Here is a 16299-nt window from a genome sequence, read left to right as displayed (position 1 = left end):
GCGTCTCAGCCCGCCACCTGGCGCAACAGGGCCGGCACGATCAGCCGGTGAAACGGCACGATGATCGCGAGATAGGTCCGGCCGAACCAGTTGTGCGTCTTCACGAGCGTCGTCGCGGTGACCTGCCTGACGCCGCCGGGCGCCGTCACGTCGACGACGACGCGAAAATCCAGATGGCGATCGTTGAAGCCGGCGATGAGGCGTTCCGGCGTTTGGCTCACGACCGGAAATATTCCGATCATGTCTTCGGGCGGGACCAAGCCCGCACCCGACGTTTTCAGCCCCAGCGGCGCTACCAGCAGATTGCGCAACGACAACAGCGCCTCGGCCCACCGCGGCTGACGCGCCAACATGCGCTCTGCTGCACGCCGCGCGTCGAGATCGCGATCCCTGACTTCAACGCGGAAGGTGTCGGCGAACTGCGCGCCGGCCAGCAGCGCACCGGTGTCGGCAGGCGGGGTGATCTCGTGGACTTTCATTGCAATTTGAGCCTGTTTGCGAGTGAGCGGAAGCGTAGCAGCAGAAGGACGGCATAGATGGCGGTTCCGATCGACAGCCCGATCCAGACGCCGACGGCGCCTGACGATGTCCAGAAGCCGAGCCAGCAGGCGCACGCGAAACCGATCAGCCAGTAGCTGAGGATCGCGAACAACAGTGGTATTCGCGTGTCGTTCATGCCGCGCAACGAGCCGGCGGCGACGGTCTGGATGGCGTCGGCGATGAAGAAGGTCGATCCGACCAGCAGCAGCGTCGCAGAGAGTTCGGCGGTCGCGTCGGTGCTTTCGCCCAGGAAAATCTCCGCAATGCCAAAGCGGCTGACGATCACGGCGACGGTCAGGACCGCGGCGAGAACGATGCCGAGCCAGGTGGCGACGTAGCCGGCGCGCCGGACCGCGCCGGCGTCGCCGCGGCCGATGGCGTGGCCGACGCGCACGGTCGCGGCCATGCCGATGCCGAACGGCACCATGAACAGGATGGCCGCGACCTGAAGCGCGATCTGGTGCGCCGCCAGCGCGGTGGTGCTGATCAGGCCCATCAAAAGGCCAGCGGCGCCGAACAGGCCGTATTCAAGCAGGAAGGAGAGCGAGATCGGCGCACCGATGACGATGAGTTGCCACATCAGTTTCCAGTCGATGCGCCAGAAAAAGCCGAACACATGATACTTCCGGAACGGCCGGCGGTACGCGGCAAACCACACGGCGGCCAGGAACGTGCCGAGATTGACGATGGAGGTCGCCAGCCCCGCGCCGAACAGGCCAAGCTCGGGCAAGCCGAACGCGCCATACAGCAGGAGATAGACCAGCAGCGCATTGGCGGGGATCGCGGCCAGCGTGATCCACAGGATCGGTTCAGGGCGGTTGATCGCGCTCATGAAGCCGCGGATCGCGAGGAACCACAGGGCAGGCAGGATGGTCCAGACCAGACCGGCCAGATATTCCTGCGCCAGATGCGCGGTCATGGGGGCCTGACCCAGCATCAGCAGGACCTGCTCGGCCCAGAACCGCAGCGCCATCAGCGGCAGCGAGATCAACAGCGCGGCCCAGAGGCCGACGCGGAGCGAACGGCGGATCAAATGCGGCTTGCGCGCGCCAAAAGCCTGCGCCGCCAGCGGCGCGACCGCCGACACCAGGCCCATGCCGAAGGTGAAGCTGACGAACAGCACGGTATGCGCCAGCGACGCCGCAGCCACGGCCTCGGCGCCGAGGCGCCCGATCATGGCGATGTCGGTCGTCATCATCGCGATCTGCCCGAGCTGCGTCAGCGCGATCGGCACCGCGAGTTTTAACGTCTCGGCGAGTTCGATGGCGAGATGACGGCCGGGTACGGCCGCAGAGGCTTGCGGCGCTACGGATGCGCGTTCAATTTTTTCGATCGAGGTCATTGCAACAGTCTAACACGGCCGAGGGTCGAAAAGGTGACGCCGCGGCTGCGGCCTATCAACCGGTTCGCGCCGGAACGCGGGTGATCCTGGCGCCCAGCGCATTGAGCCGTTCCTCGATGCGCTCATAGCCGCGCTCGATCTGGTCGGCGTTGTTGATGGTGGAGGTGCCTTCAGCGGCGACCGCTGCCAGCAGCATGGCCATGCCGGCGCGGATGTCGGGGGAGGTCATCGGCGCGCCGCGCAGCCGGCTAGGGCCCGCCACGATCGCGCGATGCGGATCGCACAGCACGATGCGGGCGCCCATCGAGATCAGCTTGTCGACGAAGAACATCCGCGACTCGAACATTTTTTCGAACATCAGGATGACGCCGTCGCATTGCGTTGCGGTGACGATCGCAATCGACATCAGGTCGGCCGGGAACGCCGGCCAGGGCTGGTCCTCGAGTTTCGGCACATGGCCGCCGAAATCGTCGTGAATCTTCATGGTCTGGCCGGAGGGCACCACGAGGTCGTCGCCCTCGACGCCGCAAACGATGCCGAGCCGTTCAAATCCCATCCGGATCGAGCGCAGATGCTCGACGCCGGCCTTCGCGATGCGCAGCGGCGAGCGCGTCACGGCGGCGAGCCCGATCAGGGAGCCGACCTCGATATGGTCGGGCTGGATCGAATAGCTGGTGCCGCCAAGCGTCGCCGGGCCGTGCACGATGATGGTGTTGGTGCCGATGCCCTCGATCTTGGCGCCGAGTGCGACCAGGAAATGCGCGAGGTCCTGCACATGGGGCTCGGAGGCGGCGTTGCGCAGAAAAGTGGTGCCGTGGGCGGCGACGGCTGCGACCAGCGCATTCTCGGTGGCTGTGACGCTCGGCTCGTCGAGGAATACGTCGGCGCCCCTCAATTTGGTCGCGCGGAATTCCAGCCGGTGCGTCGCGGTGACGGTGGCGCCCAACTGCTCGAAGGCGAGGAAATGCGTGTCCAGACGCCGCCTGCCGATGACGTCGCCGCCGGGCGGCGGCAGCGCCACCTCGCCGCAACGGGCCAGCAGCGGCCCGGCCAGCAGGATCGAGGCGCGGATCCGCGCGCAGAGTTCGGGGTCGAGATCGGCGGCGCTGATGTCCTTGGCGTGGATCGCAAGCGTGTTGCGTGCTGTCCATTCGGCCGAGGCGCCGACCGAGCGGATCAGTTCGACCAGCGTCTCGGTGTCGCGGATCCGCGGCACGTTTTCCAGCGTGACCGGATGCTCGGTGAGCAGGGCGGCGGCGATGATCGGCAGCGCGGAATTCTTGTTGCCGGACGGCTCGATCGTTCCCGCGAGCCGGTGGCCGCCTTCAACGATGTATTGAATGGGCGACACGGGTACTCGATGCCTCACACGTCGACGTTGGCGCTGAGCGAATTATCCTGGATGAATTCACGGCGCGGCTCGACCACGTCACCCATCAGCTTGGTGAAGATGTCGTCCGCCTCGTCGACCTCCTTGATCTTCACCTGCAGCAGCGAGCGTTCGTTGGCGTCGAGCGTGGTTTCCCAGAGCTGGCCGGGGTTCATTTCGCCGAGGCCTTTGTAGCGCTGCAACGCCACGCCCTTGCGGCCGGCGTCGGTTACCGCCTCGAACAGGCTGACCGGCCCGTGGATCGCGGTCTCCGCATCCTTGCGGCGCAACAGGCCGGGCTTCGGGTAGGCCTCCTGAAGCCTGGCCGCGTAGTCGTCGAGCTTGCGGGCGTCGGCGGAGCCGAGCAGGGCGTCGTCGATGATGGCGACGTCCTTGACGCCGCGGATGGTGCGCTCGAAGGCGAAGCCTTCGCCTTCGGCAAAACGGCCGACCCAGCCGCGCTCGACCTCGTCGGCCAGCGCATCGAGCCGCTTGGCGATGTAGTCGGCGGCGGCATTGGCGGTGGCGATATCGCCGGTGATCTTCGGGCTCAGGACGCCGGCGATCGCCGCCTGCTCGACTACCTTGCGGTTATAGCGGCTGTGCAGATTGTTCAGGATGCCGCGAATGATGCGCGCGTCTTCCACCAGCGACAGCAGGTCGCGGCCGGCGCGATCCGATCCCGCCGCCGGCTTGAAGACGCAGTCGTCGAGGCCGGTTGAGATCAAATAATCTTCCAGCGCGCGCTCGTCCTTCAGATACTGTTCGGACTTGCCGCGCGTCACCTTGTAGAGCGGCGGCTGCGCGATATAGAGGTGGCCGCGGTCGATCAATTCGCGCATCTGCCGGTAGAAGAAGGTCAACAGCAGCGTGCGGATATGGGCGCCGTCGACGTCGGCGTCCGTCATCACGATGATCTTGTGGTAGCGCAGCTTGTCGGCCGAGAAGTCGTCGCTGATCCCGGTGCCGAGCGCGGTGATCAGCGTGCCGATCTGCTCGCTTGACAGCATCTTGTCGGTGCGGACGCGCTCGACATTGAGGATCTTGCCGCGCAGCGGCAACACCGCCTGGAATTCACGGTTGCGGCCCTGCTTGGCGCTGCCGCCTGCCGAGTCACCCTCGACGATGAACAATTCCGACTTGGCCGGGTCTTTCTCCTGGCAGTCGGCGAGCTTGCCGGGCAGCGAGGAAATGCTGAGCGGGCTCTTGCGGGTCAGCTCGCGCGCCTTGCGCGCGGCTTCGCGGGCGGCGGCCGCCTGGATCACCTTGCCGACGATGACCTTGGCTTCGCTCGGATGCTCCTCGAACCAGGCCGCCAGCGCCTCGTTGAGGACGTTCTCGACCACCGGGCGCACTTCCGAGGACACCAGCTTGTCTTTGGTCTGCGAGGAGAATTTAGGGTCGGGCACTTTCACCGACAGCACGGCAGTGAGACCTTCGCGGCAATCGTCGCCGGTCAGCGCGATCTTTTCCTTTTTCGCGTTGCCCTCGGCATAGCCGTTGACCTGGCGCGTCAGCGCGCCGCGGAAGCCGGCAAGATGGGTGCCGCCGTCACGCTGTGGGATGTTGTTGGTGAAGCACAGCACATTCTCATGGTAGCTGTCGTTCCACCACAAGGCGGCTTCGACGCCGATATCGTTCAATTCCGCCCGTACCATGATCGGGGCGGGCACGATCGCCTTCTTGTTGCGATCGAGATATTTGACGAATTCCTCGACGCCGCCGGCATATTGCATCACCTCGCGCTTTTCGACCGCGTGGCGCATGTCGGACAGCTGGATGTTGACGCCGGAATTGAGGAACGCGAGTTCGCGCAGGCGATGCTCGAGCGTGGCGAAATCATACTCGACATTGCTGAAGGTTTCAGGCGAGGCGAAGAACGTCACCTCGGTGCCGCGCTTGCCGTTGGCGTCGCCGACGATCTCGAGCGGGGCGACCGCATCGCCATGGGCGAATTCGATGTAGTGCTCCTTGCCGTCGCGCCAGACACGAAGCTGCAGCCTGCTGGACAGCGCGTTGACGACGGAGACGCCGACGCCATGAAGGCCGCCGGAAACCTTGTAGGAGTTCTGGTCGAACTTTCCGCCGGCGTGGAGCTGGGTCATGATGACCTCGGCCGCGGAGATGCCTTCGCCCTTGTGAATGTCGACCGGAATGCCGCGGCCGTCGTCGCGCACCGTCACCGAGCCATCGGCATTGAGGATGACTTCCACGGCTGTAGCGTGGCCCGCGAGCGCCTCGTCGATGGCGTTGTCGACGACCTCGTAGACCATGTGGTGGAGGCCGGAACCGTCATCGGTGTCGCCGATATACATGCCCGGCCGCTTGCGCACGGCGTCGAGCCCCTTCAGCACCCGGATCGATTCCGCGCCATATTCGACCGGAATTGGATGCTCAGTATCGGCAGGTTGCTGCCGGGCAGGTTCTGTCATGTGAGGCCTTCGAGAGTGTCCCGAATCAGCTGCGCAATATGAGGCGCTGATTGATCTATTTGTGCCATGAAAGAGGCATTGCGCCTAGCGCAATATCTCAGTCCGCAAGTTATTGAATAAATGGCGATTTTTTACCCTTTTTCAAGGTCTCCGAGGGGCGATTCTGGAGGCTTCGAAAAGCGCGATTCGGGGCTGATTCTGTGGTCCCAGCCGTCGGATTTTTGGCTGCCGCCGCGGACCTGCTAGAGAGAGACGGCGCGGCACCTGTAGTCGTTGTCCGCCGTTCACAGCGATCCCGAGCCAGTGTCTCCATTGTCCTCGCCTTCCCCAAAATATCGGCCCGATGTCGACGGCCTGCGGGCCATCGCCGTGATGCTGGTGCTGAATTTCCACGCATTCCCGGATGCCATGCCGGGCGGCTTCATCGGCGTCGATGTTTTCTTCGTGATTTCGGGCTTCCTGATCACGGGCCTCATTACGCGCGAACTGGAACTCGGTCGTTTCAGCCTGGTCGAGTTCTACAACCGTCGGATCCGGCGCATCTTCCCGGCGCTGATCGTGGTGCTCTGCGCGACATTGGCGCTGGGCTGGTTCTGGATGCTGCCGCAGGCCTTTGCACAGCTCGGCAGCGACAGTTTCGCCAGCGCGGCGTTTTTGGCCAATATCGCGCTGTGGCTGCAGTCCGGCTATTTCGACGTCGAATCCGCCAAGAAGCCGCTGCTGCATCTGTGGTCGCTCGGCATCGAGGAACAGTTCTATCTGGTCTGGCCGCTGCTCCTGATGCTCGCAGCCCGACAGCGAATGAGCATTATCGCAATGGCTGCGATGCTCGGCATCGCCTCGTTCCTGCTCAACGTGGCATTGATCGGCTCAAATCCGATCGCGACTTTCTATCTGCCGTTCACGCGCGCGTTCGAATTGCTGACCGGTGCGGTGCTGGCCTGCGGCTGGATCAACATCAATCAGTCCAGCGCGGCGAGCAGCCGGCGCGCCTGGATCGGTGTGGCGCTGATTGCCGCGGCGGCCGTCATTCTCGACAGCCAGCGCGCCTTTCCGGGCTGGTGGGCGGTATTGCCGGTCGCCGGTAGCGCGCTTCTACTGTCCGCGCCGTCGGCATGGGTGAACCGGGTGGTGCTGGCAAGCCCGCCCATGGTGTGGATCGGGCTGATCAGTTATCCGCTCTATCTCTGGCACTGGCCGCTATTGGTATTCGCAGGGATTATCAAATTCGGTCCGCTGACGCTGCTGGAGCGCCAATTGATATTGCTCGCGAGCGGGCTCTTGGCCTGGGCGACCTATCGATTTGTCGAAATACCGTTCCGCTTCGGCGTCCCGACCCGACGCAAGATGCTCAGCCTCGGGGCCGGCATGGCGATGGTCGCGGTCGCAGGGTTTGCCGTCATTTCGGGGCGCGGCTTCGACTTCCGGCTGCCGCCGGAAATCCGTGCCATGGCCAGCGTGCCGACCGAGAGCTTCAAGTGGCGGGTTCATGAATGCCTGCTCGACCTGAGCAAGGAAACAAATTTTGCCGACACTTGCGTCGAGCGCGATCGGCGCCCGCTGGTTCTGATTTGGGGCGATTCGACTGCCGGGGCCCTGCTGCCCGGTCTGCGCAAGGCGCAGGAGACGCGAAATTTCGGCATTGCGCAGCTGACCTCCAGTTCCTGCATTCCGGCGCTGAACGCCGACATTGTGAGCACGCCCGGCTGCCGCGCGATGAATGACAAGGTCTTTTCGCTCATCCGGCAGATCAAGCCGGATATCGTCTTGCTCCACGGGACCTGGGAAAAACATCTCGACAATGTGGCTGAGTCGGTGGTCGCGCTGAAGAAGGAGACGAATGCGCACGTCGTTGTTCTCGGAGGGGTGCCGGCGTGGAGACGCGGGCTCCCGTCCGAGGTGCTGAGGTATTTCATCCTCCATCGCACGCTGATCCCGCAGCGTTCGCCCGCTGCCGCACAATCGTCGGCCTACGACGCGGTCATGCGCGCCAGGCTCGAGCCGCTCGGTGCGGAATTCATCTCTGCGTCGGACGTCTTTTGCAACGCGCAGGGTTGTCTGACCCGCATCGGCGATGCGGCAGCGGACATCACTGTCAGCGATCAGGTCCACATCACTGAAAAGGGATCGGTGTTTCTGATCGCATCCATCATCGACCGCCTGCTCGCCGGCGCGGCGCCTGTACCCAAGGCGCGTTGAGGACTGTATCAATACATCTGCAACGGCAGCACGTCGCCCATGGGCCCGATCATCACGCCCCAGGTATCGCCGGCGCCGATCTCGATCTGGTTGTTGCGCGCGGGGCCGCCCGCGATCTTCAGCGCATACTGATATTTGCCCGGCGGCAGATCGATCATCGGAGGTCTTAGCGATTGCGGTCCGCCGGCGCCGGCCGCGATCTTGATCGTCTGCTTGTTGATTGAAACCGTGGCGTCGCTCTTGCCGACATTGCCGAACAGCAGCTTGGACTGGCCGGGCTTCGGTACCACGTCGGCCTTGGCGGCTGCGGCCGGATATTTCTGGGCGAGATTGATCGAGGTCTCGTCCTTGCTGCGGCTGAGTTTCAGCGTCGCCGGTCCGTCGGGCGAGGTGAACGCCAACTGCACCTGGTCAGGTTTCACGATGGCGCCTTCCGCCGTCTCCTGCCAGCCGCGTTTGCCGAGTTCGCTGCGGTAGAAGACCAGCACCGAATTGAGCGTGGCGGGAACGCTGGCCTCGAGCTCCCTGCGGAATGGTGCGTCGCTGCCGGGCATCTTTCCGGTTCCGATCGCGCGCATGGTGCGCTTGCTCGGCACCGGCAACGGCGAATCGGGTTCGGCTTCGAGAACCTCGTCGGCAGCCTTGGCGGGTTCATTGGAGGCCGAAGCGCCCGATCCGTCGGCCTTGGCGGCCACTTTTTGGTTCGCCATCACCAGGCCGGCACCATCGGCGCTGACCTTGACCTTGGGGCCCATCTGCATGGCGGTGAGCGAGAACGCCTTGCCGCCTTTGGAAAAGTCCATCACGACCATGTTGGCCTGATTGATGACCGAGGGGCGCTCCTTCCAGCCCTGCGACTTCAGCGCGCCACGATAGAATGCGGCGATCGCCTTCACGCTGGAGGCGGAATCGAATCCAAGCCTGCCGTCGGCGCCGTCGAATTCCACGTTTTCCGCGTTCTCCGGCAACGGCACCGGGGTTGCGCTGTCGGCCAGCGCGCGCAGCGGCGCATCCGAGAGATTGGCGGCCTGCGCAACCCGCCGCGCCTCGTCGGCGGCGATCACCTGCTTGGCCATCGCTGCGGCATCGCTCATGAACTTGTCGTCGGCCTCCTTTTTCGCCCTGGCGCGCGCGGCCAGCGCCGCTTCCTTCACTTGCGTGGCGAGGCTGACAACGGTCAGATCGTATTTGCGTCCGAGCGTCAGCGTTGCGGTCTGCTCGGCGGAGGAGAAATTCAGCGTGACGTTATCCGGCGTGACGACGGCGCCCTTCGTCTCTTCGATCCAGTTGCGGCTTGCGAGTTCGCGGCGATAGAAGGCAAGCGTTGCGGGAAGCTCGGCGATAACGGCGACCTCCATCTGTCGGCGGACAGAGTCGGAGCCGCCCAAACTCTTCGCGGTCTTGGTCGGTTTTGGTCGCGGCAGGCCGGCCATCTCGGAATCAGCCTCCAGCGTTGGCGGCAGCGCGAACGGCGCGACCTGGATTTCCACGCCGGTTCTGCCGTCGTCGCGACGTAGCAGCGTCAGCATGATCGGTCGCTGCCGGTAGAAACCCTCGCCATCGTCATGGCTGTAATAGGCGCGGATGCCGTTCTGGATCGTCTCGCCAAGCTCCGCGTTGGGCCAACGCGCCGTGGCATCGGCGGCGGAGAGCGGTTTCCAGCCGATCGCGGCCATCTCCTTGCGGAAGAAGTCGAGCGTTGTGTCGAAGGCGGCAGGTGCGATGCAGCCGAGATAGGGCCGGTGCTGGTCGAACACGATGCCGGTCGCCTCAGGCGGGAACGGTACGTTCGAGGTGATGCGGTCGGCGCTGTAGTACACAACCGATTGGTCGGGGCGGCCGAGGCCTTGGGTGAAGTGTATGCTGAGCCCTTGCTGGGCCTTCTTGAAAGTCAGAATGGTGCTCTTCTCGTCCAGCGGCCGCAAAAATTGCACCCAGCCGTCGGCGGCGAGCAGCTTCCTGGTGGCTTCGGTCGTGATCGCGACGACGGTGCCAACGCCGTAGCTCAGGCTATGGGACTGGGTGCGCGAGGTGTCTTCCACGGCGCCTTCCAGACGCGGCAGCGTGCGGACGTCGACGATGCCGCTGTCGGCTTTGGCTGCCAGCGGCATGCTGGCGCCGATCAGGAAAATCAGCGGCAGCAGCTGTTTTCGGGCCGCGATGATCCCGCGCTTGGTCCTGGGCATTTTCATCTCCGGTATTCGATTGGTTCGCCATTTTCGGCCGCACGGCCGCGAGGGCTCCGACGTTTTAACGCCGCTTCCGAAAGCTAGTCGTGCCGGTACTGGGTTTGGTTCAAGCGAGGCTGGTTCGCAGGATTCAGCCGCGGCGGCTCACCTGACCGGCTTCCACGTCGAAAATCTCGCCCGCGGCGCCAATGTCGACGAAGGCGGCAGGATCGGCCCCGGTCATCCAGACCTGCGCGCCAAGCTTGGCGAGTTCATCGAACAGCGCCTTGCGCCTGTTGGGATCGAGGTGGGCGACGACCTCGTCGAGCAGCAGCAGCGGCACAATGCCGGTCATTTCGGCAACCAGCGTGGCATGGGCCAGCACCAGCCCGATCAGAAGCGCCTTTTGCTCGCCGGTGGAGGCGTCGCGCGCCGGCATGTTTTTGGGCGCGTAAACCACCTGCAGATCGGTCAGATGGGGACCATCCAGCGTGCGCCCGGCGGCGGCGTCGCGGGCGCGGCTGGCGCGCAGGATCTCGCGATAGCGATCCTCGACAGCGGTCGCGGACTCGTTCACCAGCGCGTTTTCCATCCAGCCGTCGAGCATGATCTGTGCGGACGGGAACGCCGAAGCCGCCCCGCGTTCGCGCAGCATGGCCGCCAGTCGTGTCACCGTCTGGCCGCGGGTGGCGGCGACCGCTACCGCAAGTTCGGCGGTTTCGCGCTCGATCGCGTCGCACCAATGGTCGTCATAGTTGCGCACTTCGAGCAGGCGATTGCGCGAGCGCAACGAGCGCTCCAGCGCCGAGACGCGGCTGGAATGTTCGCTGTCGATCGCCAGCACCAGTCGGTCGAAGAAGCGCCGCCGTTCGGACGCCGCGCCGAGAAACAGCCCGTCCATGGCGGGTGTCAGCCACACCATCCGCAAGTGATCGCCGAAGGCGGTTGCCGAGCTCACGGGCTCGCGGTCGATCCGGCAGCGCCGGCTGGTCGACGCTGCCTCTGCGGCGGGCGCATCGATGCCGGTGCCGAGCGTGGCAAGCCCCAACGCACCCCCGACCTCGGCCGATACCGCCCAGGAGCCGTCGCCCTGGTTGTCGGCGACATCCTCCAGCGTCGCGCGCCGCAGGCCGCGTCCCGGCGACAGAAACGAGATCGCCTCCAGGCAATTGGTCTTGCCGGCGCCGTTCGGCCCCACCAGCACCACGACATCCCCCCGCGCCTGCACGCTCGCCGCGCGGTAATTGCGGAAGTGCGTGAGGGAGAGGCGTTGGATGCGGGAGGGGGTCATGCCATGCTGTCATTGCCGAGGAGTCGGAAAAGTGGCGGCAGCCTCTGCTGTCATCATCCGCGAAGGCGGATGATCTAGTACGCCGAGCTGCTCGAATTTTTAATGGCGCCGGCGATTACTGGATACCCGCTTTCGCGGGTATGACAGCCGCATTCTTGTCGGGCGCCACCCTCTTCCACAAGGGGAGAGGGGAGATCGGCGTCCGTGTCGCACGAGGCCGTCACACCCGCATCGGCATCAGCACGTAGAGCGCGCCCTTGTTGTCCTTGTCCTGCACCAGCGTCGGCGAGCCGGGATCGGCGAGGCGCAGCACGGCGACTTCGCCTTCGATCTGGGCGGCGATGTCGAGCAGATAGCGCGAGTTGAACCCGATATCGAGTGCGTCGGAGGCGTATTCGACTTCCAGTTCTTCAGTGGCGCTGCCGGAATCCGGATTCGTCACCGACAGCACCAGCTTGCCGGGGGACAGCGCGAGTTTCACCGCGCGCCCGCGCTCGCTGGAAATGGTCGAGACGCGGTCTACCGCGGCCTCGAAATCCTTCTTGTCGACGATCAGTTCCTTGTCGTTGTTCTGCGGAATGACGCGGCCGTAATCCGGGAAGGTGCCGTCGATCAGTTTCGAAGTCAGCACGACGTTGCCGAGGGTGAAGCGGATCTTGCCTTGCGACAGTTCGATTTTGACTTCGGCTTCGTTGTCCTCGATCAGCCGCTGTACCTCGCCGACCGTCTTGCGCGGCACGATCACGCCGGGCATCCCGGTCGCGCCGGAGGGCAGCGCCAGATCGATCTGCGCCAACCGATGGCCGTCGGTTGCCACGCCCCGAAGTGTCGCCGCCTTGGCGCTGCCGGCCGTGTGCAGATAGATGCCGTTGAGGTAATAGCGGGTCTCTTCGGTCGAGATCGCAAACTGCGTGCGGTCGATCAGGCGCTTGACGTCGGCCGCGGCCAGCGAAAACGAATGCGTCATGTCGCCGGCGGCAAGATCCGGGAAGTCGCTTTCGGGCAGGGTCTGCAGCGTGAAGCGCGAGCGGCCGGCGCGGATCGCCAGCACCGCACGGTCGCCGTCGGCTTCCAGCACGATCTGCGCGCCATCGGGCAATTTGCGGACGATGTCGTAGAACATATGCGCCGGCACGGTGGTGGAGCCGCCGGTCGCGGTTTCCGCCGCCAGCGTTTCGGTCACCTCCAGGTCGAGGTCGGTCGCCTTCAGCGACAGCCGGGCGTTTTCGGCGCGGACCAGCACGTTGCCGAGGATCGGGATGGTGTTGCGCCGCTCGACCACACGATGGACGTGGCCCAGCGATTTCAGCAGTTGCGCGCGTTCGACGGTGACCTTCATTGCATTACCCGCCAGAGATGGAAAAGCCGGGCGGCCCGTAAGGCAGCGCCGCGGCATTGGAAACCCGAAAAGCCGGATCAGGATCGGATTTGATCAAACCCCCGGGGGGACCGCAAGGTGGCGCGGATGGGCCGCCGGTGCAAGGGAGGCGGGACCCCGTTCCCCACTTTTGCGGCGAAAAATGGCGTCAGAAAAAAATTCTCCCGCCCCTGGGATCAGGGGAGGGAGAGGTTGGGGAGGAGCCAAGTTCTGAAGTCGGGTCCTGATCTTGCTGTCGCTATTCCTGCAATTGCCGCTTCAGCGATTCGACTTCTTCGGACAGCGCGGTATCCCGGGCCACCAGTGCCTCGATCTTGCGCACGGCGTGCAGCACCGTGGTGTGGTCGCGTCCGCCGAACCGGCGGCCGATCTCGGGCAGCGAACGCAGCGTCAGCGTCTTGGCCAGATACATCGCGACCTGACGCGGCCGAACCACGTTCGCGGTCCGCCGCGACGACAGCAGGTCCGAACGGCTGACATTGTATTGCCGGGCGACCACCCGCTGGATGTCCTCGATCTTGATCCGCTTCGGTTCCTGCGGACGGATCAGGTCGCGCACCTCGCGCTCGGCCATTTCCAGCGTCACCGGCTGATTGTTCAGCTTGGAATGGGCGAGCAGGCGGTTGATGGCGCCTTCGAGGTCGCGGCCGTTATGGGTAATGGTGCGCGCCAGATAGTCCAGCACCGCTTCCGGCACGTCGAAGCTCGCGTGATGCGCACGCGCAGCCGCCACGCGCGACTTCAGGATTCCGAGCCGCAATTCTTCGCCGAGTGAACCCATCTCCACGACAAGGCCGCCAGCCAGCCGCGAGCGCACGCGGTCGTCGAGGCTCTCGAGATCGGACGGCGGTCGGTCGGCGGCAATCACCACCTGGCGGCCGGCATCGATCAGCGCGTTCAGCGTGTGGCAGAACTCGGCCTGGGTCGATTTGCCCTGCAGGAACTGCAGATCATCGATCACGAGCACGTCGATGCCGCGCAGCGCTTCCTTGAACGCCAACGCCGTCTGCGTCTTCAGTGCGGCGACGAAGCCGTACATGAACTTCTCGGCGGTAAGATAGAGCACCTTGCGTTCGCTGCCGGAATTGCCGGCCCACGTCACGGCCTGCAACAGATGGGTTTTGCCGAGGCCGACGCCGGCGTGAATGTAGAGCGGGTTGAACATTACGGGATCGCCGCGGCGTCCTTCGGCGACCTGGCGCGCGGCTGCATGGGCCAGCGTGTTGGAGCGACCGATCACGAAGCTTGCAAAGGTCAGGCGCGGATCGAGCGGCGAGCCGCCGAGCGCATCATGGCTGGCCGAGACCGGCGCCGTCGCCGTCGCGCGCAATTCCGGCGCGGGCCGGCCATTGGCGTGCTCGATGCGGCGCTGATCGGCCGGTGCGGTGGCTTCCTTGGCGGGCGCGGCGCAGCGCATCGCGGTGCGCACGGTGAGGTCGATCCGGTGCACTTCCGGCATCTCGGCCTGCCAGCAGGTCAGGACACGGTCGGCGTAATGCGCCTGGATCCAGCTCTTGAGGAACCGGGTCGGAACCGACAGATGCACGCTTTCGTCCTGCACGGCTTCCAGGTCCATGCGCGCGAACCAGCTCGTATAGACGTCCTCGCCCACAGTCGTCCGCAACCGTCCCTTCACGCGCGACCAACGATCCTGTTCCGTATTTGTCATTGTCTGAGAACTTTTCTGAAAGAGTAATGGTGTTAGCGAAATCGGCCGACGCGCTGCCTTGCAGGTTTCCTGCGAGACGTGACCTCGACGCGGAGCTTCAACCACCAGACAAAGATCAGACGTTCGGCGGAATCGCCGTTGCTCGGATCAAAGGCTGGATGGAGTGAGAGGCTACCGCGAGGTCAGCGCGTACTCGACGGTCCAGCCGGAGTTCGCGCGGGTGGATGACTGAATACGTCGTCCTGGGATTCAGAAACGGTATCGATGGAAATGAGTGTGCCGAATGTCGCGTTGATTCCGTAAAGCATAGTACCTCCCCCTCTCACCGCGAGAACGCGCGGCGAGCAATCACACCAGTGTTTTCAAAGCCAGTCTGCCGCTACCGAACATCCGCTTGTCCGACCGCTGCGCCGCCGCGTATTTCAGTCTGTCGTCTTCAACACGTTCACGATCTCCGCGTTCCCAATCGTTGCATCGCCGGCAAGGCATCTTGGTTCCCCTTGCCTTATTCCCCCTTGTCCGGAGCGCGCTGAACGCGAGCACCACGCTGGGAAATTTAGACACAAAACAACCGTTCTCATATTGCTATGAGTTACCAACTCAGCTTCGCTTGGAAAGCGTCGCTAACGCGCACACCGCCGCCGATTTGCACGTCCGCTCTTGGGTCTCATACCGCGCTGGTCAGGAGAGCCTTGGGCGTCGCGAACGAGTAACAAATACACCAAGCGCGATTTCTGACAATCCGTGATTCGACGACGTGGCCCGACTCTTCGGCGGTGTTGCAACACTGCAATTGCGAAACTCCACACCAAGTTTTTGAATCAGCGCACAGAATCGCGCGGCGCCGACAAGCGTGACAATTTTCGCTGCACTCGCAAAATTTTTTAAGAAACCGTTACAATCGTGGTTACCGCGACCAGTTTTCGAAACGCTTGTACTCGCTATGTGGATAAGTGATTAGCGAGGCGATGTTTTTCGGAATTGTTTTTCAGGGTAACCCGTGCCGGAGCGATGCGGGCGGCAGAAACTGGCTTCGGATTGTCGGCCGTAGCGCTTGCGTTTCTCGCAAGTGCGCACAGCAACGCCGGTGCAATAAATTGCACTACGTAAAAATACGGGCGCCAGAAATGTGACACGTACGAGGATGCGCAGCAACGGGACAATTGAATTGTCACAGTCACACGGTTCAGTGTGAGCCCGAAATGCAACAGGATGCACGTGCGTAGTGAAATGGATTTTCCGGTTGGCGCGCGCACGCTCCGCCATGACAGAAAAACAAAAGCCCGGCGAAGCCGGGCTTTTGACGAATATAAATTTCTGTCAGTTCACTTCGCGAGCTTGGCGATCGCGTGCGTCAGGCGCGACACCTTCCGGCTCGCATTGTTCCTGTGAATGATGTTGCGCTGCGCGGCTTGCATCAGTTCCGGTTCCGCATTCTTCATCGCCTTGAGCGCCGCCTCGCGATCGCCGCTCTTGATCGCCTCCTCGACGGTGCGAACCGCGCCACGCATCTGAGTGCGGCGCGACTTGTTGACGATGGTGCGGCGGGCAATCTTGCGGGTCGCCTTTTTGGCGGAAGTGGTATTGGCCATGTTCTCAACTATCCTTCGGCTGTCATCGCTCGGTTGGTCGGGCTTGAGCGCGCCGGCCGTTCAAATTGCGTGATCGACGCTGGTGGTGTTTTCCAGGGTGTTCTGTCGTAAGCCGTTCTTGAGGATGCCGTAGACGGAAGCCAAAATGCTCCCGAGGTCGGCGCTGCTCAAAGAACAGCGGCGGCGGGATTGCGCCCGCCGCCATTGGGGGTCTTATAGAGGGCGCGTCCTGCACCGTCAACGCCTTCCGCCCTCCCCGAAACACCGGGAAGGGAGCCGGAAATGGCGGGTAAGGTGCTGATGAGGTTGAATTTCCGGG

General features: G+C 63.8%; 10 protein-coding genes. 1 reads left to right on the top strand and 9 read right to left on the bottom strand.

Features of this window, described 5'->3' with window-relative positions; translation table 11 throughout:
- Positions 1-5: 5 nt before the first annotated feature.
- Genes ACVWVY_RS05190 through gyrB form a run of 4 tightly spaced genes read right to left on the bottom strand, consistent with a single transcriptional unit; the run spans position 6 to position 5683 of the window.
- A complete protein-coding gene (locus tag ACVWVY_RS05190; protein ID WP_456625369.1) occupies positions 6-479 on the bottom strand; it encodes a DUF2867 domain-containing protein in 474 nt (157 codons plus the stop codon).
- Positions 476-1882, bottom strand: coding sequence for an MATE family efflux transporter (locus tag ACVWVY_RS05185; RefSeq protein WP_456625368.1), 1407 nt, complete (start codon positions 1880-1882; stop codon positions 476-478). The genes ACVWVY_RS05190 and ACVWVY_RS05185 overlap by 4 nt, the downstream gene beginning before the upstream one ends.
- A gap of 55 nt (positions 1883-1937) precedes the next feature.
- Positions 1938-3233, bottom strand: a complete 1296-nt coding sequence (gene murA, locus ACVWVY_RS05180) for a UDP-N-acetylglucosamine 1-carboxyvinyltransferase (RefSeq protein WP_456625367.1) — start codon at positions 3231-3233, stop codon at positions 1938-1940.
- Positions 3234-3247: 14 nt separating this feature from the next.
- Positions 3248-5683 carry a DNA topoisomerase (ATP-hydrolyzing) subunit B gene (gene gyrB / locus ACVWVY_RS05175; RefSeq protein WP_456625366.1) on the bottom strand — a complete coding sequence of 812 codons (2436 nt, stop codon included), beginning with the start codon at positions 5681-5683 and terminating at the stop codon, positions 3248-3250.
- 312 nt (positions 5684-5995) lie between these two features.
- Here gyrB and ACVWVY_RS05170 point away from each other — a divergent pair, with 312 nt between their 5' ends.
- Positions 5996-7882 (top strand): acyltransferase family protein, encoded by a 1887-nt coding sequence (locus tag ACVWVY_RS05170; protein ID WP_456625365.1) that lies wholly within the window; start codon positions 5996-5998, stop codon positions 7880-7882.
- Positions 7883-7890: 8 nt separating this feature from the next.
- Here ACVWVY_RS05170 and ACVWVY_RS05165 read toward each other — a convergent pair whose 3' ends face one another.
- The 5 genes from ACVWVY_RS05165 to rpsT form a co-directional block, all read right to left on the bottom strand.
- Positions 7891-10068 (bottom strand): hypothetical protein, encoded by a 2178-nt coding sequence (locus ACVWVY_RS05165; protein WP_456625364.1) that lies wholly within the window; start codon positions 10066-10068, stop codon positions 7891-7893.
- Between the two features lie 133 nt (positions 10069-10201).
- The gene (gene recF, locus ACVWVY_RS05160; protein WP_456625363.1) at positions 10202-11341 is read right to left on the bottom strand and encodes a DNA replication/repair protein RecF; all 1140 of its coding nucleotides are present in this window, start codon (positions 11339-11341) and stop codon (positions 10202-10204) included.
- A 220-nt stretch (positions 11342-11561) separates the two neighbouring features.
- Positions 11562-12680 carry a DNA polymerase III subunit beta gene (gene dnaN / locus ACVWVY_RS05155; protein ID WP_334391842.1) on the bottom strand — a complete coding sequence of 373 codons (1119 nt, stop codon included), beginning with the start codon at positions 12678-12680 and terminating at the stop codon, positions 11562-11564.
- Positions 12681-12957: 277 nt separating this feature from the next.
- Positions 12958-14388, bottom strand: a complete 1431-nt coding sequence (gene dnaA / locus ACVWVY_RS05150; RefSeq protein ID WP_456625362.1) for a chromosomal replication initiator protein DnaA — start codon at positions 14386-14388, stop codon at positions 12958-12960.
- 1325 nt (positions 14389-15713) lie between these two features.
- Entirely contained in the window at positions 15714-15980 is a 267-nt protein-coding gene (gene rpsT, locus ACVWVY_RS05145; protein ID WP_456625361.1) for a 30S ribosomal protein S20, read from the bottom strand.
- Positions 15981-16299 lie beyond the last annotated feature (319 nt).

It is taken from the genome of Bradyrhizobium sp. URHC0002, assembly GCF_054059515.1.
Note: the sequence above shows the minus strand (reverse complement) of the source record. Positions and strands in the feature narration are given on the sequence as shown.

Bases quoted from the DNA above. Each gene is read 5' to 3' on its own strand.
- ACVWVY_RS05190 (WP_456625369.1), bottom strand. From the start codon at position 479: ATGAAAGTCCACGAGATCACCCCGCCTGCCGACACCGGTGCGCTGCTG.
- ACVWVY_RS05185 (WP_456625368.1), bottom strand. From the start codon at position 1,882: ATGACCTCGATCGAAAAAATTGAACGCGCATCCGTAGCGCCGCAAGCC.
- gyrB (WP_456625366.1), bottom strand. From the start codon at position 5,683: ATGACAGAACCTGCCCGGCAGCAACCTGCCGATACTGAGCATCCAATT.
- ACVWVY_RS05165 (WP_456625364.1), bottom strand. From the start codon at position 10,068: ATGCCCAGGACCAAGCGCGGGATCATCGCGGCCCGAAAACAGCTGCTG.
- recF (WP_456625363.1), bottom strand. From the start codon at position 11,341: ATGACCCCCTCCCGCATCCAACGCCTCTCCCTCACGCACTTCCGCAAT.
- dnaN (WP_334391842.1), bottom strand. From the start codon at position 12,680: ATGAAGGTCACCGTCGAACGCGCGCAACTGCTGAAATCGCTGGGCCAC.
- dnaA (WP_456625362.1), bottom strand. From the start codon at position 14,388: ATGACAAATACGGAACAGGATCGTTGGTCGCGCGTGAAGGGACGGTTG.
- rpsT (WP_456625361.1), bottom strand. From the start codon at position 15,980: ATGGCCAATACCACTTCCGCCAAAAAGGCGACCCGCAAGATTGCCCGC.